The sequence below is a fragment of the Hymenobacter sp. HD11105 genome (genome assembly GCF_054051685.1).
The window spans coordinates 26,325-47,944 of record NZ_JBSWBR010000006.1; the positions used below are offsets into that span (position 1 = coordinate 26,325).

19 protein-coding genes are annotated in these 21,620 nt (G+C 53.1%); 6 read left to right on the forward strand and 13 right to left on the reverse strand.

Annotated elements, in window-relative coordinates; translation table 11 throughout:
* The first annotated feature begins 3 nt into the window (after nucleotides 1–3).
* The 3 genes from ACW9KT_RS16905 to ACW9KT_RS16915 all read left to right on the forward strand — a co-directional run bounded on the left by ACW9KT_RS16905 (nucleotide 4) and on the right by ACW9KT_RS16915 (nucleotide 2,406).
* Nucleotides 4–642: a chemotaxis protein CheC gene (locus ACW9KT_RS16905; protein WP_457082514.1), complete on the forward strand. Its 639-nt coding sequence runs from the start codon at nucleotides 4–6 to the stop codon at nucleotides 640–642.
* Nucleotides 643–868: 226 nt separating this feature from the next.
* Complete coding sequence (locus ACW9KT_RS16910; protein ID WP_457082516.1) at nucleotides 869–1,978, forward strand: agmatinase family protein; 1,110 nt, start codon at nucleotides 869–871, stop codon at nucleotides 1,976–1,978.
* A 92-nt stretch (nucleotides 1,979–2,070) separates the two neighbouring features.
* Nucleotides 2,071–2,406 (forward strand): phage holin family protein, encoded by a 336-nt coding sequence (locus ACW9KT_RS16915; protein ID WP_457082518.1) that lies wholly within the window; start codon nucleotides 2,071–2,073, stop codon nucleotides 2,404–2,406.
* A gap of 73 nt (nucleotides 2,407–2,479) precedes the next feature.
* Here the strand turns inward: ACW9KT_RS16915 and murA are convergent, their stop codons facing one another.
* The 3 genes from murA to ACW9KT_RS16930 all read right to left on the reverse strand — a co-directional run bounded on the left by murA (nucleotide 2,480) and on the right by ACW9KT_RS16930 (nucleotide 6,916).
* Nucleotides 2,480–3,784: a UDP-N-acetylglucosamine 1-carboxyvinyltransferase gene (gene murA / locus ACW9KT_RS16920; RefSeq protein ID WP_457082520.1), complete on the reverse strand. Its 1,305-nt coding sequence runs from the start codon at nucleotides 3,782–3,784 to the stop codon at nucleotides 2,480–2,482.
* Between the two features lie 108 nt (nucleotides 3,785–3,892).
* Nucleotides 3,893–4,600 (reverse strand): DUF4290 domain-containing protein, encoded by a 708-nt coding sequence (locus tag ACW9KT_RS16925; protein ID WP_457082522.1) that lies wholly within the window; start codon nucleotides 4,598–4,600, stop codon nucleotides 3,893–3,895.
* A gap of 66 nt (nucleotides 4,601–4,666) precedes the next feature.
* Nucleotides 4,667–6,916, reverse strand: a complete 2,250-nt coding sequence (locus ACW9KT_RS16930; RefSeq protein WP_457082524.1) for an ATP-dependent helicase — start codon at nucleotides 6,914–6,916, stop codon at nucleotides 4,667–4,669.
* 195 nt (nucleotides 6,917–7,111) lie between these two features.
* Here ACW9KT_RS16930 and ACW9KT_RS16935 point away from each other — a divergent pair, with 195 nt between their 5' ends.
* A complete protein-coding gene (locus ACW9KT_RS16935) occupies nucleotides 7,112–7,681 on the forward strand; it encodes a DUF3109 family protein (RefSeq protein WP_457082526.1) in 570 nt (189 codons plus the stop codon).
* A gap of 214 nt (nucleotides 7,682–7,895) precedes the next feature.
* The gene (locus ACW9KT_RS16940) at nucleotides 7,896–11,642 is read left to right on the forward strand and encodes a BamA/TamA family outer membrane protein (protein WP_457082528.1); all 3,747 of its coding nucleotides are present in this window, start codon (nucleotides 7,896–7,898) and stop codon (nucleotides 11,640–11,642) included.
* An 88-nt stretch (nucleotides 11,643–11,730) separates the two neighbouring features.
* Here ACW9KT_RS16940 and accC read toward each other — a convergent pair whose 3' ends face one another.
* From accC to ACW9KT_RS16990, 10 genes are all read right to left on the reverse strand, one after another.
* Nucleotides 11,731–13,074: an acetyl-CoA carboxylase biotin carboxylase subunit gene (gene accC / locus ACW9KT_RS16945; RefSeq protein ID WP_457082530.1), complete on the reverse strand. Its 1,344-nt coding sequence runs from the start codon at nucleotides 13,072–13,074 to the stop codon at nucleotides 11,731–11,733.
* Between the two features lie 129 nt (nucleotides 13,075–13,203).
* A complete protein-coding gene (gene accB, locus ACW9KT_RS16950; RefSeq protein WP_457082532.1) occupies nucleotides 13,204–13,707 on the reverse strand; it encodes an acetyl-CoA carboxylase biotin carboxyl carrier protein in 504 nt (167 codons plus the stop codon).
* Nucleotides 13,708–13,729: 22 nt separating this feature from the next.
* Nucleotides 13,730–14,293 carry an elongation factor P gene (gene efp / locus ACW9KT_RS16955; protein WP_133273208.1) on the reverse strand — a complete coding sequence of 188 codons (564 nt, stop codon included), beginning with the start codon at nucleotides 14,291–14,293 and terminating at the stop codon, nucleotides 13,730–13,732.
* A 167-nt stretch (nucleotides 14,294–14,460) separates the two neighbouring features.
* Nucleotides 14,461–15,462, reverse strand: a complete 1,002-nt coding sequence (locus tag ACW9KT_RS16960) for a beta-ketoacyl-ACP synthase III (protein ID WP_457082534.1) — start codon at nucleotides 15,460–15,462, stop codon at nucleotides 14,461–14,463.
* 55 nt (nucleotides 15,463–15,517) lie between these two features.
* Nucleotides 15,518–16,459 carry a phosphate acyltransferase PlsX gene (plsX, locus tag ACW9KT_RS16965; protein WP_457082536.1) on the reverse strand — a complete coding sequence of 314 codons (942 nt, stop codon included), beginning with the start codon at nucleotides 16,457–16,459 and terminating at the stop codon, nucleotides 15,518–15,520.
* A gap of 73 nt (nucleotides 16,460–16,532) precedes the next feature.
* Nucleotides 16,533–16,757 (reverse strand): 50S ribosomal protein L32, encoded by a 225-nt coding sequence (rpmF, locus tag ACW9KT_RS16970; RefSeq protein ID WP_457082538.1) that lies wholly within the window; start codon nucleotides 16,755–16,757, stop codon nucleotides 16,533–16,535.
* A gap of 62 nt (nucleotides 16,758–16,819) precedes the next feature.
* Complete coding sequence (locus ACW9KT_RS16975; protein WP_457082540.1) at nucleotides 16,820–17,347, reverse strand: YceD family protein; 528 nt, start codon at nucleotides 17,345–17,347, stop codon at nucleotides 16,820–16,822.
* A 76-nt stretch (nucleotides 17,348–17,423) separates the two neighbouring features.
* A complete protein-coding gene (locus tag ACW9KT_RS16980) occupies nucleotides 17,424–17,792 on the reverse strand; it encodes a helix-turn-helix domain-containing protein (RefSeq protein WP_457082542.1) in 369 nt (122 codons plus the stop codon).
* Nucleotides 17,793–18,063: 271 nt separating this feature from the next.
* Nucleotides 18,064–19,080: a 4-hydroxythreonine-4-phosphate dehydrogenase PdxA gene (gene pdxA / locus ACW9KT_RS16985; protein WP_457082544.1), complete on the reverse strand. Its 1,017-nt coding sequence runs from the start codon at nucleotides 19,078–19,080 to the stop codon at nucleotides 18,064–18,066.
* An 85-nt stretch (nucleotides 19,081–19,165) separates the two neighbouring features.
* The gene (locus ACW9KT_RS16990; protein WP_457082546.1) at nucleotides 19,166–20,617 is read right to left on the reverse strand and encodes a leucyl aminopeptidase family protein; all 1,452 of its coding nucleotides are present in this window, start codon (nucleotides 20,615–20,617) and stop codon (nucleotides 19,166–19,168) included.
* A gap of 181 nt (nucleotides 20,618–20,798) precedes the next feature.
* Between ACW9KT_RS16990 and rsmA the strand changes: the two genes are divergently transcribed.
* Nucleotides 20,799–21,590 carry a 16S rRNA (adenine(1518)-N(6)/adenine(1519)-N(6))-dimethyltransferase RsmA gene (rsmA, locus tag ACW9KT_RS16995; RefSeq protein ID WP_457082548.1) on the forward strand — a complete coding sequence of 264 codons (792 nt, stop codon included), beginning with the start codon at nucleotides 20,799–20,801 and terminating at the stop codon, nucleotides 21,588–21,590.
* Nucleotides 21,591–21,620 lie beyond the last annotated feature (30 nt).

Genomic DNA, 21,620 nt, shown 5'->3' on the forward strand with positions numbered 1-21,620 from the left:
AGTATGGATTTGCACATGACGGAATTGGAGCGGGACATTATTCGGGAAATCCTGAATATTGGCCTAGCTCGCGCCGCCGATTCTTTTGCTTCTATTGCCCAGGAAACCGTGTTATTGGAGGTGCCTAGCCTTGACTTGGTACCCGGTACCAGCATCCTGGACAGGGTAAAAGTGTACGAGAAAGACCACGTTGTAATTCAGTCCGATATTAAGGGCGAGTTCAATGGCTCTACACTCATGTTTTTCTCGGGGCAACATGTACAGCGTCTCTCGCGAGTATGTTTGCGCTTGTCGAAGCCAGAATCATTGGAAATTGATGAGCTGCAGGAGTCACTTTTGCTCGAAATCAGCAATATTATAACAGGCGCTTTGGTTACGCAGCTGGCTAATATATTGAAAGCCAACATTTACGGGGCGCCGCCTATTGCACCGAAGGGCCAGCTGGATACCTCCCTAACCAGGCTGATTACGCACAATCCGCTGTTTCAGCCCATGGTGTTTTCTGTAGTTACGCAGTTCTCAGACAAGAATAACTCAGTGGAATTACCACTTATGCTTTTCTTCGACCGCGAAACCTTCGCTAAAATTCTCGACATCATTCGTACCTACGATTTTCTCAACGGTCAGCAAGCCACGCGCTAAGCCTTGCCGTTTTAGAAATAACAAACTGTCATTTTTGGTAGATATTAGCCGTCCCGGGCTTTAGTGCCGCGACTCGCTAGGCCACCCGAAATGACAGTTTTTTTATGGGAAACTTCGTCAGCGGTGTACTGAGGTTTAATAAACAAACAATTAATTGAGTAACAGAGTCATAGCTTTCACTTGCTGAAGGCTTTCGTCACGTTTTTCTCCATTCAACTTAATTTTTATGCCGCATTCCACGTCATCTAATCTCGACCAGAAACTGGCTTCCTTTGATCCTAATGCCCTGGGCGATACAGCGGGAGGCATTTTCGGTCTGCCCTTCACTGTTGAGGAGGCGCAAGTAGTTGTAGTGCCTGTGCCATGGGAAGTAACGGTTTCGTACCGGGCAGGTACTGCTTTAGGGCCTGCCGCCATTCGGGAAGCTTCCATGCAGGTTGATCTTTATGACCCGGACATTACCGATGCTTGGCGTCTGGGCTTAGCAATGGAGGAGGAGGATGAAAGCTGGGCCGCCGAGAGCCGAAAGCTGCGCGAGCAGGCCTCTGCCTACATCGAATGGCTGGAAGCCGGTCAACCCAACGCAAATGCCCCCCAGCATACCACCGTAACGGGACAGGTAGGCGTAAGGGGTAAGGCCTTGCTGGAGTGGCTAAAGCAAAAGGCGGGTGCTTACCTCGATGCCGGCAAAGCCGTGGCCGTTCTAGGAGGTGACCATAGCACGCCGCTCGGTTATATTCATGCTCTGGCCGAGCGTCATGAGGAATTCGGTATTCTGCAAATTGACGCCCATTGCGACTTGCGGCCAGCTTACGAAGGCTTCGAGTATTCGCACGCTTCCGTCATGTACAATGCCTTGCAACTGCCGCAGGTGAAAAAGCTGGTGCAAGTTGGTATTCGTGACTTTTGCCAACAGGAGGCCGAACTCGCCGAGCGCAGCAACGGGCGTATCATCATGTTTCCGGAGCGTTTCCTGCGTGAGGAGCTGTTTGCGGGTAAATCGTGGCGCAAGGAGTGCAAGAAAATCATTGCCCAGCTACCTCAAAAAGTGTATTTGAGCTTTGATATTGATGGCCTTGACCCGAAGCTTTGCCCCGGCACTGGCACGCCCGTACCCGGTGGATTGGAGTTTGAGGAAGCCCTATACTTAATTCGGATGGTGGTGCGCTCCGGGCGCGAAATCATTGGCTGCGACCTGAACGAAGTTGCCCCTGGCGACACCGACTGGAATGGTATTGTGGGGGCCCGCTTGCTGTATCAGCTCTGCAACTGGATGGCCGTATCGCAGGGACGCATTGCCGCCCGCGACATGAAAAAGGTGGAAGACGAAGAATAGCGCTGCTCAACGCTGTCCGTATTTTTGCGTACCGTAATCCGACTCCCGACTGGGAGTCGGATTTTTTCGTTCATATAACCCCTTTTGCACCTATGGGCTTTCTACTCAAGTTCATTCTCACGGCTATTCTTACCTATGTCTTGGCGCAGTTCCTGCCCGGCGCTCACTTAGATGGCTTCGGCGATGCCCTGCTGCTGGTGCTGGTATTGGCCGCACTCAACGCCGTCTTAAAACCTATTCTTAAGATTCTGGGCTTCCCAATTACTGTTCTTACGCTGGGACTTTTCCTTCTGGTAATCAATGCGGTAATCGTGCTCCTAGCCGACTGGATACTACCTGGCTTCAAGCTAGATGGCTTTTTGGCTGCTCTGCTCTTTAGTATCGTATTGTCTTTGGTAACCTCCGTTATTGATATGATAATTGATTAAGGCGAACAGCACAGAAAAACCCTCCAGAAGTGTTTCGGGGGGGGGGGTTGCAAATACAAGTTTGCATAGAACTTTAAACTCGCTTGATGTGAGCGCCTAATGCGTTCAGGCGCTTGTCGATAAATTGGTAACCACGATCAATCTGCTCCACGTTGTCAATGACGCTACGGCCGTCGGCCGAAAGGGCGGCAATAAGCAAGGCCACGCCCGCCCGGATATCCGGCGACGTCATGCTGATGCCGTGCAGACGGTTGCGTTGGTCAAGGCCGATCACGGTAGCGCGGTGCGGGTCGCAGAGAATAATTTGAGCGCCCATATCGATGAGCTTATCCACGAAGAACAGGCGCGACTCAAACATCTTCTGATGAATAAGCACTGTGCCTTTGGCCTGCGTAGCCACTACCAGAATCACGCTAAGCAAGTCGGGCGTGAGACCCGGCCACGTATGATCCGACACGGTCAAGATGCTGCCGTCGAGGTAGGTGGAGATTTCGTAGTGGTCTTGGGCCGGAATGAATATGTCGTCACCCCGGAACTCCAGCTGAATACCCATTTTGCGGAAGGTATCCGGTATGAGGCCCAACTCCTGAATCTGAGCGTCTTTGATAGTGATTTCGGAACCAGTCATGGCAGCTAGGCCGATGAAAGAACCAATTTCAATCATGTCGGGCAACATGCGATGCTCTGTGCCACTCAGGCTTTCTACACCTTCAATAGTAAGCAGATTAGAGCCGATACCGTTGATTTTGGCGCCCATGCGCACCAGCATTTTGCAAAGCTGCTGCAAGTAAGGCTCGCATGCGGCATTATAAATTGTCGTGGTGCCTTCGGCCAAGGCAGCAGCCATCACGATGTTGGCTGTACCCGTTACCGATGCCTCATCCAGCAACATATAAGTGCCACGGAGCTTGCCATCTGTACGAATCCGATAAAAGTCGGTGCCCTCTAGGGTTAATTTGCCCCCCAGCTTTTCTAAACCCAAAAAGTGGGTATCCAGCGGACGTCGACCGATTTTGTCACCGCCGGGCTTTGGCAATTGACACTGGCCGAAGCGGGCTAGCATCGGACCAAGTATCATAACGGAGCCCCGTAGTGCTCGGCCTTGGGCTACAAATTGCTCAGAGTCTAGATAATCTAGATTTACGTGGTCGGCTTGGAAGACGTAAGTGTCAGTAGCGAGCTTGCCTACCTTCACGCCCATATCACGCAGCAGCTCAATGAGCTTATTGACGTCGCGGATATCGGGAATATTGCTGATTGTGACAGGCTCCGATGTCAGGAGTACGGCGCAAAGAATCTGGAGCGCTTCGTTTTTTGCCCCTTGGGGTATAATCTCGCCCTTAAGCGGTTGCCCGCCAATTACTTCAAAAGAGGCCATAAAAAAGGTGTTAGAAGGTAGAAGCTAGCGAGCAGGAGCGAAGCGTGGGAACACTAATTAAATATTGGCCTAGCTTCTAGCTCTTGCTTCTGGGCTTCTAGAAAAAAATTACTGTGGTGGTTGCTGAGGCTCCTGGCGTTTCTTGCCGCCGCGTCGCTGCTTGTCGCGGCGGTTGCCACCATTACCTCCCCGCCGCGCGTCGCGGTCGGAGCGGTCGTTGCGAGGTTGCGGCACGATGAAGGGAGCTGGACGGCCATTGGTGGCAAACTCGAATAGATTTTGCGCGTCGACTTGGGCAGGATCCAACTCCAATTTGCCCCCCGACAGCTCCTTTAGGTGCTTCAGGATAGTTACATCCTTCGCATTTTCCTTGCTGTACGAACGATACAAGAACTTCATGGTGCGTCCAATGGCGATGGTCGCTTGCTCGCGCTCGGCTGGATCTTCCAAGGTCAGAGCTTTCGCAATCATGTCCTCCACGCTACGGCCATACGCTTTAAGCTTAGGCGATTTGCTGGGGTAGGGCACTCGTTTGGGCTGTTCGTGGAGCTGAGCCAGACTAACCAAAGGAAAGGGGCTGTCTACGTCCAGGTTCTCGTCGGCCATTTCAAACAGGTGATTCCACACCTTCTGCTGGCCGTCGGGCTGATCGCGCAACGCTGGGTTTAAGCGAAAAATAAGCTGCACAATCTGATTAGCCCGGCGCGTACGCTCGGCCTTGTCTTCGATGGTGTGCAAGGTTTGCACGAGTTGAAAAGTGCTCTGGCCATATTCGCGCTGGAGCAACTCGTGCTTATGGGGGGAGGGAAGAGGCATAAGGAAAGTAAAACTAGGTATTCGGAACCCGCGAGGGCTCGGTAGGGAGGCTCAAAATACGGCCAATTAACTCAACACCCGCAATTTGGCAAAACTCAGCAATAACGTCTTCTCACCGACTTCCTCAAACTGAATAATGGCCTTAGTAGAGCCGGCCTGGGTTTCGAGCTTGCTGACGGTGCCGAAGCCGAATTTGGGGTGCTCTACTCGTTGGCCGGTTGCCAAGTTGGAGGTGTCGGAGGGTTGAAAATCAGCAGAGGGCTTGTAGCTCGACGCTATTGTTTTACGTGGGGCGGGCGGAATCAGGTTGCTGCGCCGCTCCAATACGTGCCCAAAGGGTGACTCTCCGCTACCGGGACCAGCTGAGAATTTAAAGTCTACGAATTGCGGATCAATTTCGTCGAGAAAACGGCTTTTTTCGCAGCTCCGCAAGTTTCCCCACTGGTAGCGAGAGGTAGCGTAGCTGAGCGTCAGCTTCTTCTCGGCCCGCGTGATAGCTACATAAAAGAGCCGCCGCTCTTCCTCCAGGTCAGCCCGCGAGGTAATCATCATCTGGGATGGAAACAGGTTTTCCTCCAAGCCTACTATGTAGACGTTGCGAAACTCCAAGCCTTTCGCCGAGTGAATGGTCATCAGCGTCACGGCCTCGCCATCTTGCTGGGCGTCTTTGGTATCAGCGTCCGTAACGAGGGCAATATCTTGCAGGAAGGAAGCCAACGACTTATCGTCGCGCTCCGGATCTTCTGTGTAAGCCTTGATACCATTCAGGAGTTCCTGGATGTTCTCGTAGCGGGAGAGGCCCTCAATGCTTTTATCGGCATAGAGTTCCTCAATCATACCTGAGTTCTTGGCAATAAACTTAGCTGCCTCAAATGCGTCTTCTTTGCCCGCTACCACGGCGTAGCTTTTGATCTGCTCCGCAAACTGCGTAATGGCACCCGATACGCGCGCGCCCAAAAATGAGGCCGCGTTGGCTACCACTTCCCACAGCGTGTGGTTCGTTTCCTCGGCCGTGTTAATGAGCTTACTAACCGTAGTGTCGCCGATGCCGCGCTTCGGATAATTGATAACGCGCCGCAGGGCCTGCTCATCATTTGGGTTAACTGTGAGGCGCAGATAAGCCACTAAATCCTTGATTTCCTTCCGCTGATAGAAGGAAAGGCCCCCCACGATCTTGTACTTGATGTTGAGCTTGCGCAAGGCCTCTTCCATGGCCCGGCTCTGGGCGTTTGTGCGGTAGAGAATGGCGAAATGGTCGTAAGACAAGTGCAGGTTCATCTTGTCCTCGAAGATGGAGTTGGCAATCAGCTTGCCTTCTTCATTGTCTGAAGCCGCCTTAATGACTTCGATGAGCGTGCCTTCCTCGTTCTCGGAGAAAACGTCTTTGCGGAGTTGGGCTTTGTTGTTTTTAATAACTGAGTTTGCGGCCTTTACGATGTTCTTGGTGGAGCGGTAGTTTTGCTCCAGCTTGAACACTTCCAGCTCAGGGTAGTCCTTCTCGAAGTTGAGAATATTGGTAATATCTGCCCCCCGGAAAGCGTAAATACTCTGCGCGTCGTCGCCCACCACGCAGATATTGCGCTCCTTGGCGGCCAGCTTACGCGTGATGAGATACTGCGAGTAGTTCGTATCCTGATACTCGTCTACCATCACGTACTTGAAGATGTTCTGGTACTTGTTCAGCGCCTCCGGATGGTCCTTGAACAGCACGTTGGTGTTGAACAACAAGTCGTCGAAGTCCATGGCGCCGGCCTTAAAGCAACGCGACTGATACTGCTGGTAGATCACCCCAATCTTCGGGCGCAACGCAGCCTCATCGTCCTGCTTTATAACAGGGTCGCTCAGGTACTGCTGTACCGAAATCAGCTTGTTCTTAGCTGATGAAATGCGCCCCAGCACCATGCTGGGCTTATACAGCTTGTCATCAAGGTCGAGTTCTTTCACAATCTGCGACACCAGCGTCTTTGAGTCTTGGGTGTCGTAAATAGTGAAATGACGCGGGAAACCAATTTTCTCAGCTTCGGAGCGCAGAATGCGGGCGAAAATGCTGTGAAAGGTGCCCATCCACACGTTCTTAGCTTCTGGGCCCACAACTTTCTCGATACGGGCCCGCATTTCCTTGGCGGCCTTATTAGTAAAGGTCAGGGCCAGGATATTGAACGGGTCTACGCCTTTCTCCAGCAAATGAGCAATGCGATACGTCAGTACGCGCGTTTTGCCGGAGCCAGCACCGGCTATAATCATGCAGGGGCCTTCGGTTTGCAACACGGCAGCGGCCTGCGAGGGATTCAGTAAGGTGTGATAATCTAATGCCATTCTTTCGATAAAACCTGCTCGTTGGCGAAGGAACAAAGGTAAGGTTTTGCCCCCCAGGAAACCAGGAAGCACGCGTTTGGGGTTATCTTTGTCAATTCAACTCTCGCAGAGGTTTGCGCGCTGGTTGGCTAATGCTTCCCTTCCTAAAAAGCCGCATACTGAACAACCTGCCGCGGGATTTGGTGAGAAATAACCATGATAATAATACAGAACACCGTCATCTCCGATGACGTTCGCGACAACTTCTTTGTCTGCAACCTCGAAGCCTGCAAAGGGGCCTGCTGCGTAGAAGGCGACCTAGGCGCTCCGTTAGAAAATGAGGAACTAGCCATTCTGGAAGCCGAGTACGCCAATATTAAGCCTTTCCTAACCGAAGCTGGCCAGCAAGCCATTGAGCAGCAAGGATTATACATCAAGGATTGGGAAGGCGACTTTAGCACCACTACCATCAACGACCGGGAATGCGCTTACGCGCTTTACGATGAACGCGGTATTCTTAAGTGCGGCATCGAACAGGCGTATCTGGCCGGGGCTACCAGTTTTAAGAAGCCCATCAGCTGCCACTTGTACCCAATCCGTATCAGCAAGTACGAAGATTTTGAAGCCCTCAACTATGACCGCTGGGGCATCTGCAACCCGGCCTGCGCTTTCGGTGCCGATTTAGGAGTGCGGGTGTATCAGTTTCTGAAAGAACCACTTATCCGCAAGTATGGAGAAGACTGGTACGGGGAGCTAGTACAGGAAATAGAGCATCCAACTTCTTAGAGAAAGCAAAAAAAAGCCAGCTAACAAGCTGGCCTTTTTTGTAAAAATTTCATCCATGCTTATTAGCCCACCGATACGCAAGGTTCTCAGAAACAACTTTAACATTATTTTAATACATAGATAGTAAGCTGAACTATACGCATTCTTGATACTAAGCACTTTACAACCTAAGCGTCGCGGTGGGGTATAGTAAGGAAACGTTGGTAGATCAAGCATGAATATAGTCGTACGCTTTGCGAGCATTGCATTTATCTTCCTAAGTACTTCCTGTGTCCAAAACCTTTATTATGGGCCTGAAGCTGGTAACTGGCAGCGCCAGTCCGTTCCGGATTCCACTGGTTTAGCTTATACCGTTTACTTGCTCGGTGATGCCGGTGCTCCGCAGATTGATCCGCCCGAGCCGGCTTTGCGCTTGTTAAAATCTCAACTTGAACGCGACCCAAACAGTACGTTAGTTGTGCTCGGTGACAACCTTTATAATACTGGCCTAGCTGCAAAAGGTGCTCCGGGTCGGGCTCAGGATGAGCGCCGACTGGATGGGCAGTTGTATGTAGCGGAGCAGTATAAAGGCCGCGTGTTTTTTATCCCCGGCAACCACGATTGGGATAACTCTGGCAAAGAAGGTTTAGCTAAAATTCGGCGGCAGGAACAGTACATCGAGCAGAAGCTGAACCGCGGCAACACATTTGTGCCTGATAACGGCTGCCCGGGGCCGTACGTGCAAGAACTCAGTGCCGAGCTGGTATTTATTGCCCTTGATACGCAGTGGTGGCTGCACAAGGAGGAAAAGCCCTACGGCCCCAACAGCGGCTGCGGGGCCGCTACTGAGGAAGAAATGTTGCGTCAGCTAGAGCAAGTATTGGAACAGCACCGCGGCAAGCACATTGTAGTGTCGGCCCACCACCCGCTGATGAGCAACAGCAGCCACGGCGGCAACTACTCCGTAATGGATCATGTGTTTCCGCTGCGGCTCGTGCGCGACGGCTTGTACGTGCCATTGCCAGTGGTGGGCTCGCTGTATCCGTATTACCGGCAACTGGGCGGTGTCGATCAAGACATCTCTCACTACCGGTACCAATTGCTCTCGGAGCGCTTACAGGGTGTTTTTCGCCGCTTTGACAACATTACCTACACTGCCGGCCACGACCATAATCTGCAGCTTCACAAAACCGAGGTCTTCTCACATATTATCAGCGGCTCAGGCTGCAAAAGCAACCATATAGTAACCGGCAACGACGCTACTTTTGCGCACCGCGAGAAAGGCTTCGCCCGCATTTGCTACTATACTAATGGAGAAGCCTGGGTTGAGTTCTGGGCCCCTGAAGGTGATGGCGCCACGGGGAAATTGCATTACCGGGGCCTCCTGCATAGCCGCAAGCAACCCACAGTGCCTACTTCATGTGCTGATACAGCGGCACCCAAATCTCAAACGGTAGCCCTGGCGGCCGCCAATAAAAAGCCATATCCATTAGCTGGCACGCTATTAAAAAGCAGCTACCGCCAAGCTTGGCTGACGCCCGTGGCAGTGCCGAGGCTTGCGTTAAGTAGTGCGAGATCAGGTCTAACACCGTTTGGGGTTGGGGCCGAGGAAGATAAATACTTGCTGCGCCTGCAAAGCACCCAGGGCCATGAGTACAGTTTTCGGCCGTTGCGCCGCAATGCTCTGGGAACCGTGCCGGAGCGCTACGGCCAGTCGTTAGAAATGTCGGTACAAGCGAACTCAAGGCAAACTTGGGTGCCCTCCCAGCATCCGTATGCTCCTATTGTCGTCTCACACTTGGAACGAGCAGCCGGCCTGCTCACCACAGCTCCTCAGTTGCTGCAACTGCCTGATGCGGCTTGCCTCGAACCATACCGGCAGCGTTTTGCGGGGCAAATTGGGTTCTTGGAGCCCGACGCACGCGAGTTTCATCAAGAAAAGCTGGACGTCACCCAAACGGTGGTGCAAGAAGTCAACTATACCACCCTTCTTCAGCAGTTAGAGCGTAGCGCTGACCATCAAATTGATGCGCGGGCATTTGCCAAGATGCGGCTATTAGATATGCTTATCGGCGACTGGGACCGACACGAAGAGCAGTACGAGTGGATTATCGCTAAAAATGCCCCCCAGACCATTTATAGGCCTCTAGCCAAGGACCGGGACAATGCGTTTTTTCTTTTTGATGGCTTGGTGCCGTGGCTGGCGTCGCGCAGCTGGGGAATTCGAGAGCTACAGCATTTTGGCCCCACTATTAACAACCTGAAAAGCCTGAACTACGCCGCCCGGCAGCTAGACCGCCGATTGCTCGGCCGCCTTACCCCAGCCGATTGGCAAACCGCAGCCGACAGCCTCCAACTCAACTTGCCAGATGCTGTGCTGCAACAGGCGGTGGGCCAACTGCCTCCCGACCTATACGCCCTGCATGGTCCCCAAATCCTGGCCAAGCTGCAAGCACGACGTGCACAATTGCCGCAAGTGGCCGCTGCATACGGCCAGCTTCTGGCGCAGTACGTCGATGTGTACGGCAGCAATCAGGATGAGCTATTTAAGATAGAGCGCCGCCCCGATGGCAGCACGACCGTCACGGTGTCCACCATCGGGAAGCCCGATCTGGCGCCCCAGTTTACGCGTACTTTTCACGCTGCTGAAACTAGAGAAATTCGCCTCTACGGCCTGCGGGGACGCGACATTTACCGGATAAGTGGGGAAGGTGGCCGCCAGCCCATAAAAGTGCGGATAGTAGCCTACCAGGAACCCGGCAACTACCAATATACCCGCCTTAATAGCACTAGTAAAACGCAGCGTTACCTGATTGATAACCTTATTCAGGACAAGCACATCATTGATAATACGACCGATACAAATAAGGATTTTGCGGCGGGTGATTTGATCAACAGTCCCGCTTCCGACCGCTTCGATTATACGCAGTTCCAACCCGTGCTGGGGGGCATTTTTAATCCTACTGATGGTTTAGTAGTGAGTGGTGGCTTGCGCTACACGCCTTACAAATTCCGCAGTAGCCCATATGGGGCCTCGCACCGCTTGTTGTATCAGCAGTTTTTCAACTCGAAAGTCGGCCGCTTTTCCTACGACGGAGAAATCAAGAACTTGGCGTTTGACCTCGATTTTATTGGGCAAGCGTGGGCGCACGCACCGATGTACAAGATGTGGTTCACCGGCTACGGATCAGCTACTGAACCCGAAACCGACGGATCTGCGACTCAGGTTGCTCTAGGCAACGCTTATGCCTCGGCCGCATTGCAAAAACCCTTCGCCTCGTTTTTCGCCGTGGGAGGTGGGGTGCTATACGAGCATTTCAGCCTAAGTGAACGACGCAACAGTGGACTAGGAGCACGCCTGCCAGCAGATCATGCGGCTAGCTTCGGCACCCGAAACTACGCAGGCGGCTTGCTTTATTTCCGCGCCAGCGTAAAAGACAATGAATACAACCCCACGCGCGGCTTGGTGCTGAATCTACAAGGCAGCTGGCGACAGGGTCTGCAACGCAGTACGGGCAGTTACAGCCGCTATCAGTACGAGGCCAAATACTATATGAGCCCCAGCCTGCCCCTCCCGGTTACGTTTGCCGGCCGGCTGGGCGGAGGGTTTAACACGGGTCGGTATGCTTTCTACCAGAGCAACATGGTGGGTGGGGGGCTTTTACCTGACTTCACCCAAACCGTGCGAGGCTATGACCGCACCCGCCTGTTCGGCGACCGTAGCTTGTACACCAACATTGAAATGCGCGCCACGCTACTGACTTCCCGCCTATATATTTTCCCCAGCCAGTTTGGCCTGCTCACACATTATGATGCCGGCAACGTATGGGCGCGCGGGGCCAAACCGCGCCGTGGTCCGTGGCTGCGGGCCTACGGCGGCGGAGCCTGGATGGCGCTGGCCAACCGCTTAGTACTTTCCGCTACCGCAGCTACTTCATCGGAAGGAACTTATGTACAGGTGCAAAATGGGTTCTTCTTTTAGACCTGTAATGCGGCGCTTCTAAAATAGATACAAAAAAGCCCCCCAGACTAACTCTGGGGGGCTTTTTTGCAGTGAGGCAAGTTTCAGCTTATACCTTGGAGAAATCAAACGAATCCAGGAAAGCCGTGGTGAAGTTGCCATCCTTAAAGTTCTGATTATCCATGAGGGCCAGATGAAATGGAATGGTAGTTTTGACGCCTTCCACTACAAACTCGCTCAAGGCGCGCTTCATCTTCACGATACACTCTTCGCGCGTCTGGGCTGTGGTAATGAGCTTGGCAATCATCGAGTCATAATTCGGCGGGATAGTGTAGCCAGCGTACACATGAGTGTCTACGCGCACGCCGTGGCCGCCGGGAATGTGCAGGGTCGTGATTTTGCCGGGCGCGGGCCGAAAGTTGTTGCGGGGGTCCTCGGCATTAATACGGCACTCCATGGCGTGCATTTTAGGCTCGTAGTTATTGCCCGAAATGGGTACTCCGGCTGCTACTTTGATCTGTTCTTTGATAAGGTCGTAGTTGATAATTTCCTCCGTTACAGGATGCTCTACCTGAATGCGGGTGTTCATCTCCATGAAGTAGAAGTCCCGGTTTTTGTCCACCAGAAACTCAATGGTGCCTACTCCCTCGTAGCCTATAGATTTGGCTCCGGCCACAGCCGCATCGCCCATCCGCTTACGGAGATCATCAGTCATGAATGGAGAAGGAGCTTCTTCCACTAACTTCTGATGGCGACGCTGGATGCTACAGTCTCGCTCCGATAGGTGGGCAGCCCGACCAAATTGGTCGCCAACAATCTGAATCTCGATGTGGCGCGGCTCCTCCACAAATTTCTCGAGGTAGATCCCATCGTTGCCGAAAGCCGCTTTGGCTTCCGTGCGGGCGTCATGCCAGCCTTTTTCCAACTCTTCGTCGGTGCGGGCTACGCGCATACCGCGCCCACCGCCGCCGGCCGTGGCTTTCAGAATGATCGGGTACTTAATCTTGTGGGCAATCTTCAGCGCGTCCTGCAACGAGTCGAGCAAGCCTTCCGAACCGGGAATAGTGGGTACACCGGCTTTTTTCATGGTCGCTTTGGCCGAAGCCTTGTCGCCCATGCTGTTGATCATTTCGGGCGAAGCGCCAATGAACTTAATGCCGTTTTCCTGGCAGATGCGCGAAAACTCCGCGTTCTCCGACAGGAAGCCATAGCCGGGGTGAATGGCGTCGGCGTTGGTAATTTCGGCGGCGGCAATCAGGGTGGGGATGTTCAGGTAAGATTGGGCGCTGGCGGGCGGGCCAATGCACACGGCCTCATCGGCGAAGCGTACGTGCAGACTTTCCTTATCGGCGGTAGAGTACACGGCCACCGTCTTAATGCCCATTTCCTTACAAGTACGAATAATGCGTAGTGCAATCTCGCCCCGGTTGGCAATCAGTATTTTTTTGAACACAGGTCTTTGTGTAGAAGTGAGAAACGGGAAATGAGAAGCGAGCAATGAGCGGTGAGAAGTAAGACCAAACAGAGTACCGTTTGTAGTACTAAGGTCTCACTTCTCACCGCTCATTGCTCGCTTGTCAAATTACATTGGCTCAATCAGGAATAGAGGCTGATCGTACTCAACGGGAGAAGAATTCTCAACCAACGCCTTCACGATGCGGCCAGAAGCTTCGGCCTCAATCTCATTGAAAAGCTTCATCGCCTCAATGATGCATATAACCTGACCTTTTTCTACTAAGTCGCCAACGTTGACAAAGGCAGGGGAGTCGGGGCTGTTAGAACGATAGAAAGTGCCAATCATCGGAGCCTTCAGGGCTTGATAGTTAGCTTCAGCGGCAGCTGCCGTAGCTTCGGCCGTTGGGGTTGGAGCGGCTGAGGCCGGAGCCGCGACCGGAGCAGCGGGTGTAGCCGGATTCGAGGCAAGGGCGGGAGCAGGTGCCGGAGCTGACATTGATGAGCTGATCACCGGCTTGTAGCTGGGCTCGCGCTGCACCGAGATCTTAAACTCTTCGGTTTCGATGTTGACTTTATTCAACCCCGACTTGGCGATGAAATCGAGTAATTCCTGTAGTTCTTTGGCTTTCATAGCAGGCTGCTTCTGCGGCGACTTATTTGACTCTTTCGACATAAGAATAGTCGCGAGTATCCACGCGAATTTTTTCGTCTTGGTTGATAAATAATGGCACCTGAATACGAGCGCCAGTTTCAACCGTTGCAGGCTTCAGCGTGTTGGTTGCCGTATCGCCGCGCAGGCCGGGTTCGGTGTACGTTACCACTAGCTCCACAGTGGTGGGCAGTTCGGCCGTGAGGGGCTGCTCTGTTTCGGCGTGAAACAGGATAGTTACCTCTTGTCCATCTTTCAATAAGTCAGCGAAGGGAACCATGGCTTCGGGCAGTGTTACCTGCTCAAAGTCTTCCTTATTCATGAAGTTGAAGCCGTACTCGTCTTTGTACAGGAACTGATGGGGGCGCTGCTCCACACGGGCTGTCTCAACCTTTACACCCGCGTTGAAGGTGTTATCGATCACACGACCCGTTTTGATGTTGCGCAGCTTCGTGCGCACAAAAGCGGGGCCCTTACCGGGCTTCACGTGTTGAAACTCGGTGATGACGTGCAACTCGTTGTTGTAGTTCAGGACGAGGCCGTTGCGGAAGTCTGCGGTAGTGGCCATTTTTGAAAAGCTGATTGTTAATTAGTTACTGCTGAATTGGCGCTAGAAATTCGAGTTAGCGATGCTATTGCCCGACCTTACTCAAACGTTATCGTGCTCAAGTCAGTAAATTTTAGAAGTGCAAGTATAGAGGTTTTCCGCTTGCGGTCCCTTTATAAAGCAACTGGCTAAGTTGTTTTGGGATCGTATGCCCACTTGAGGTATAAGGCCCCCCAGGTGAATCCGCCACCAAATGCAGCTACCACAAGGTTGTCGCCCTTACGTAGCTTGCTTTCGTAATCGGCTAAGCAAAGAGGGATAGTGCCGTTTGTGGTATTACCGTAGCGGTGAATGTTGAGCATAACTTTTTCCGGGCCGACTCCCATGCGGTGGGCCGTGGCATCGATGATGCGCTTGTTGGCCTGGTGCGGTACCAGCCAAGCTACGTCTTCAGCCTTTAACTGATTGCGCTCCATTACTTGAGCTGCTACATCAGCCATGTTTTTAACCGCGAATTTGAACACCGTCCCACCTTCTTGGTAGACAAAGTGCTCACGATTGGCAACGGTTTCGGCCGAGGGTGGGCGGCGGCTGCCTCCTGCTTTCTGGTGCAGAAACGCCTCTCCATTACCATCGGAGCACAGCTTTTGATCGAGCAGGCCCAGACCATCCGTGCTAGGCTCAAGGAGTACAGCGCCGGCGCCATCGCCGAAAATAATACAAGTGGAGCGGTCAGTATAATCGATGATGCTTGACATCTTGTCGGCACCCACAATGACCACTTTTTTATAGGTGCCGGTCTGAATAAATTGGGCGCCCGTAGCTAAGGCGAACATAAAGCCGGAACAAGCGGCTTGCATGTCGTAGCTAAAGGCATTTTTGGCCCCCACAGCGGCCGAAATAATATTTGCTGTAGCCGGAAACACCAAATCGGGAGTGGTAGTCGCGCAAATTATCAGGTCGATGTCTTCGGCGCGAGTGCCGGTTTTGGACAGCAATTGCTCCACAGCTTTTACTCCCAGCACGGAAGTGCCTTGTCCCTCGCCCTTCAGAATGTGCCGTTCCTGAATGCCAGTACGACTCATAATCCACTCGTCGGTAGTATCCACCAAGGTTTCTAACTCCTTGTTAGTGAGTACGTAGTCGGGCACGTAGGAACCCACTCCGGTAATGGCGGCAGTTATTTTCATCGAGAAAGACGAACGAAGACGGCAAAAAAAGTCCGGCCAGGGCCGGACTTGGTCACTAGGACTTAAAGGTGCTCTTTATTTGGTCTGAAATGCCAGACTGAGCCATTTTATGGCCTTGCAAGAGCATATTGCAGATGGCTAAAGGCGTACTTACTCCGTGGCCGATGATGGCATTATCGTTGATGCCCAAAATAGGGCTGCCACCAAAAGCCTCGTAGTTGAAGTTGTCGAAGAAAGGATCGTGCATCTTTTTCTCCTCCAGAATCTCATAGATAGACTCAGCCATCTTCAAGATTATATTACCCGTGTAACCATCGCAGACTATAACATCAGCTTTGGAATTGAACAGGTCGCGTCCTTCAATATTGCCGATAAACTGCACGTGCGGGTTTATCTTCAATAGTTGGTGAGCAGCCTGCGTCAAAGTAGTGCCTTTGCCTTCTTCCTCCCCCAAGTTCATCAACCCCACTTTTGGGCGCTCAATATCCAGCACGTACTGCGCATAGAGTGAGCCCAACTCGCCAAACTGCTCCAGCATTTCGGGCTTGCATTCGGCGTTGGCACCTACGTCCAGCAGTACGCCAAATCCGCCCGAAAGCTTGGGAACAAAGTTGGCAATAGCAGGCCGTAGTACTCCAGGCACAGCTTTAACGCTAAACATGGCACCTACAAGCATAGCACCTGTGCTGCCAGCAGAACAAAAAGCATCCAATTCACCGGCGTGCAACATGCGGTAGCCCACGGCAATGCTTGAATCCTGTTTTTGCTGGTAAGCTTTGGCAGGGTGCTCACCCATCGCAATGACTTGGGAGGCCGGGATAAACAAGAGGTCGGCAGCGGCGTCACCGTGCTGATTGAGCAAAGGGCGCACGGCCTCTTCCTGGCCGATGAGCACAATCTGAGCCGCACCGTTCAGCTGTTGGGCAGCCAATACGGCGCCATCGACGGCAGCCTGGGGGGCAAAATCGCCCCCCATTGCGTCCAGGGCTATCTTCATGTACAGGAAATCAAGGGGAGTACGGAGTCGGAAAGGCGGACCGGGAGCAGGAAGCTACCGGTTAAGAAGACACTTATTCTTCGTCTTCTGTAGGTGCTGCGGCCGCCGCGATGGGCGCGTAGTCTTTAATTGCTACTTTACCGTGCAGGTATAGGTCGCCTTCTACTACGTAGGCTTTGTGGCGCAGGTGAGTCTCGCCGGTGTTTTGGCAAATCGTGATTGCCTTAGGAGTGAGCTTGTCGTGGGTGCGACGCTTGTCGCGGCGGGTCGAGGACTGGCGGCGCTTAGGATGTGCCATGGGAAATTATAAAAATGAAGTGTGAATTTAAAAGCAGAAAAAGCGAATAGACGGTCAAAAACTCAATTCAGGTTGCGTAGCGCGTCCCAACGGGGGTCGGAATCATCGTCATCCTCATCGTCGTCCTGACGGGTAGTGAAAATGAGCTTGGCGTCGGCATCTGGATTATCATCGGGCTCATTCTGAAAGCGCGGATGCAGCTTTTTCATGGGAATGGCCAGCCCGATGTAGTCAAACAAGTGTTGAGCAATAGGTAGCGTTTGGGTGTCGGGCGTGATTTGCAGCACGTCGTCGTCCAACTCTAGGTTCTGGTCGCCGAAGCGTACGCGCAAGTGGTGGCGTACATCAATGGGCTGATCAAAATCCTCCAAGCTCCGGTCGCAGATGAGGCGCACGGTGCCGGTAATATGAAAGTCAAGAGTTATCAGTAAATCCGTTTTGGTCAGCTCCACATCAGCGTGGATGTTGCCATCCTGAATAAGCTGCTGATCGAACTGCTCAAAAAATGCCTTGCCCAACTCAAACGCAAAATGGTGCGTTTTGGAAGCTAGCTTGGCAATGCCCAGGTCATATTGTGTATCCTTCTTCACAGGGAGATTTATAGCAGGGGGCAAAAGTAGTAAGATTTCGCCGTTTTATAAAGCCAGAGGCAGGGTTGGGAGCGGACTACGCGTTTTTTAGAATGAAATCAGATGGGATGCCAAGCCGCTCGTAAAGGCGTTTGGCCAGGTCGAGCGTAACACGCCGCTTACCACTCAAAATCTGCGAGAGGCGCCCGGCAGGCACCTCTAGTAGTTGGGCCAGATCCTTTTGTTTGAGCCGCATTTGCTGGCGCTTGAGCTCAATCATCTCAGCCAGGGAGGTAGGTAGATTCGGGATGGGCAGCAGCCCTAGCTTGCCTTCGTAGGCGTCTATACTTACAATCAGCTCCCGAAACTCGGCCTCTAGCGTGGCGTTGCCCTCAACTCCGGCGGTGGCTAGCGCATCCAAGCGGCGTAGGGCAGTACGGTAGTCGGCAGGAGTTTGAAGCGTCATGAAACAAGCTAAAAGCAAAACGGAGCCGAATCGGCTCCGCTGATTTCTGCTGCAAATTTACGGCTGAATTTTAAAAGAACAAACTTTATTTCAGTTATGGAAAGAAAGTTTCGTTTCTGTGCTGATTTGTAGACTGCTTACTTCTTTTGAACAAAGACTAAGCAGAGAACCAAGAAGGCATCAAGTATTGCATAACCAGGTTGTAAAAAAGCCCCCAGCCTTAATATAGATCGTTATACTAAGGCTGGGGGGCTTTTTTATAATTTAGTAGCTACCGCCGCTTTTCTACTACTGCGCCTTGCCGCTGCCGCACCAGGTCGCAAGCTAAGTAAAGGGCTTCGCGGAAGGAGGTTTCGTCGGCTTTAAAGGTGCCGGCCAAGCCATAAGCTGTGCCGTGGTCGGGAGAGGTGCGCACGATGGGCAAGCCCGCCGTGAAGTTGACGCCTCGCTCAAAGGCAAGCGTTTTGAAGGGAATAAGGCCCTGGTCGTGATACAGGGCTAGCGTGGCATCGAACTGTTTGTACTGGCGGGTGCCGAAGTACCCATCGGCCGGGAATGGACCATATACTAAATGTCCTTCCTGTAAAAACTGCTCAATCACCGGAGTCACAATATCGGCCTCTTCAGTACCTAACAGGCCTTTTTCGCCAGCGTGCGGATTCAGTCCCAGTACAGCTACGCGCGGCTTCTGAATGCCGAAATCCTGACGCAGTGAATTGATTAGGATATGTAGCTTTTTGACTACTAACTCTTTGGTGACTTTACTTGGCACGTCTTTCAGCGCGATGTGACCCGTAACGGTGGCTACGCGCAAATCTTCACTCACTAAGAACATCAAGCTCTCGGGGGCGCCAAAAAAACTGGTCAGGAACTCAGTGTGGCCGGGGTAGCGGAAATCATCGGCCTGGGTGTTCTCCTTGCTGATGGGCGCCGTTACGATGCCATCAAGCAAGCCTTCTTTCAGGTCGCGGCAAGCTGCTAGTAATGACTGCCGTGCGGCAGCTCCGCTGGCCGCGCTGGGCTGGCCGGGCGTCAGCGTGAAGTCATCGTCCCAGCAAGTCACGGCGTTAGGTTTGCCGGCCGCAATATCAGCCGCGGCCCGCACCTGGCGAAACGTCAGAGGCTCGCCTCGCTCATCGGCCGGGAAATCGTCGAAGAGGACGGTAGCTGTGCCGTAAACTACCGGGGTGCAGTATTTGAGCAGGCGTGCATCGCGCAGTGTTTTATAAATGATTTCGGGGCCAATACCGGCTAGGTCGCCGACCGAAATGCCGAGGCGTGGAAGCATAAAATGGTGCTTAGTTGATAAGGCTTAGTGCTTGAGGTCGAGAGTGAGCAGCAAGCTTCTGTTTTGTACTAATTGTTACAACCGATTAGCAGTTCACTAAAAAGTCGTACAGCAGCCGTACGCTGGTGCCCGTGCCGCCTTTACCGCGGTAGCTGTCGGGAGCCAAGAGGTAAGCCGGGCCAGCGATGTCGAGGTGAATCCAGGGCGTGCCTTCAATGAAGCGTTCAAGAAACTTGCCGGCCGAAATGGCCCCAGCCTCCGCCTTGCCCAGGTTATTTATGTCGGCAATATCAGACTTAATGTGCTCGGCGTACTCTTCCCACAAGGGTAGCTCTACGATACGCTCGTGGGTGCGGTGGCCGGCTTGCTTAAGTTGAAGCATCCGCTCGTCGCCGGCGGTACCCATCGCGACGAGGCCCTCTTTGCCGACGGCGCGGGCGGCAGCACCCGTCAGTGTGGCAATGTCGAAAACCAGCTCAGGCTCGTATTTGCGGGCAAAGCTCAGCGCATCGGCCAGCAGTAAGCGGCCTTCAGCATCAGTGTTGAGCACTTCTACCGTAAGGCCGCTGTGCATTTCGAGTACGTCGCCGGGTACAAAGGCCAAGCCACCGGGTCGGTTATCCGTGGCCGGCACTAGACCAATTACGTGTACGGGAACCTTGTTTTTCGCCAAGGCATAGAGCACGCCGGTTACGGCCGCTCCGCCTGCCATATCGCACTTCATCATATCCATAGAGTTCGGCGTAGGCTTCAGGCTGAGGCCGCCCGTATCGAACACCACCCCTTTGCCCACCAGCACGTAAGGCTTCTCATTTTTAGCTCCTTCGGGCTTGTACTCCATAATAGTGAAGGTCGGCGGCTCGGGGCTGCCCATATTCACGGCTAGTAGTCCGCCCATACGCAAGGCCTCGATGCGGGCAAGGTCCAGAATGTCGGTATGGTAGCCAACTTCTTCGCCTGCGGCGGCCATGCGCTCAGCAAACTGTAGGGCATTAAGCCGATTTAGCGGCTCATTCACCAAGTCGCGAGCCAGGCACACACCTTGCAGCAAACCTTCTAACTCCTGCACAGCTTCGGCGGTGAGGTTAAGGCCTGTCAGAGTCAAGCGTACTAGAGTTGCGGCTTTGCGCGACTTGTCATCAGTTTTATAGCCTGAAAACTGATAAGCACTTAAATAAATGCCTTCGGCCAGCGGCAGGGCACCAATACCGTCGGGCGTTAGATCCTGAATAAATAGCTCAGCTACTTTATCGGTCTTTAGGGCAGCGTGCAGCTTGTGGCCGGCTTTGCGTAAGTCCTCGGCTACTAGGTCGGGCGTCGCTTTGGTGGAGGCTACTATTAAATAGTGGTGGTGAGAAAAGTGGTTGAGCGTGATGAACTTCGCATCGGCCGCAAGTTGCTCCTGCACGTAGGTGCGGGCTGCGTCGGAGAAGTCGGTGGGCAGGCTGGGGGGCAATTCACGGGTGCCAGCGGGCAGTACAAAAACGGTGTTGGTGCTGGTCGGCACGGCGGAAGTATACGCGAGTTCGAGGGCCATAGTAAACAGAGGGGCGGAGGTGAAAGGCAGAAGCCCAACGACAAACGTATCTTTGGGCGTCGCAAGGTAAGGACGCTGTGCTTAATGAGGAGTTATCAGTAAGGAATGAAAATTTCCCGCTGCCTCGGTCAATTTTTCATGGAGCCACGTTTATTCTTCACTCTTATTGATAAACTGCTCATTGGATAAGGTTAGCCCCAAAAAACACCTCGGCCAACATTTTTTGGCTGACCCCAATATTGCCCGCAATATTGTGGATGCCCTGCAGCTGCCCGATAGCGTGGCGCACGTGCTCGAGATTGGTCCGGGCATGGGCGTGCTCACGGGTAATTTGTTGCAGAATCCGGCATTTGAAACCAGCGTGGTGGAAATTGACCGCGAGTCGGTGGAGTACCTGGAGCGCAACTACCCGGCGCTTGGGGGGCGAATTATTTCCGCTGACTTTCTGCGCCAGGACCTGAGCCAGCTATTTCCGGGCAAGCCGTTGAGCATCATCGGTAACTTCCCTTATAACATCTCTACTCAGATTTACTTCCAGGTGCTGGCTCACCGCCAGCAGGTGCGGGAAGTGGTAGGTATGCTGCAAAAGGAAGTAGCGGAGCGCATTGCTGAGCCGCCAGGCTCTAAGGCTTACGGAATTCTGAGCGTGCTGGTGCAGGCGTATTACACCGTGGAAATGCTGTTTGCGGTGCCGCCCCACGTATTTGTGCCGCCGCCCAAAGTTCAGTCGGCCGTCATCCGCCTCACCCGTAATGCTACGGAGAAATTGGATTGCGACGAAAAACTGTTTTTCCGAGTCGTGAAGCAGGCCTTCCAAACCCGCCGCAAAACGCTGCGCAATGCTCTGAAGCCATTCGGTTTGCCTCCCGAAGCTACCACTGATCCTATTTTTGATAAGCGTGCCGAACAGCTCGGAGTGGCTGAGTTTGTCGGCCTCACGCAGTTAATAGGACAGCACCAACAGGAAGCATAAGCTGCTACGGGCAGCCACAAAACGCATCGT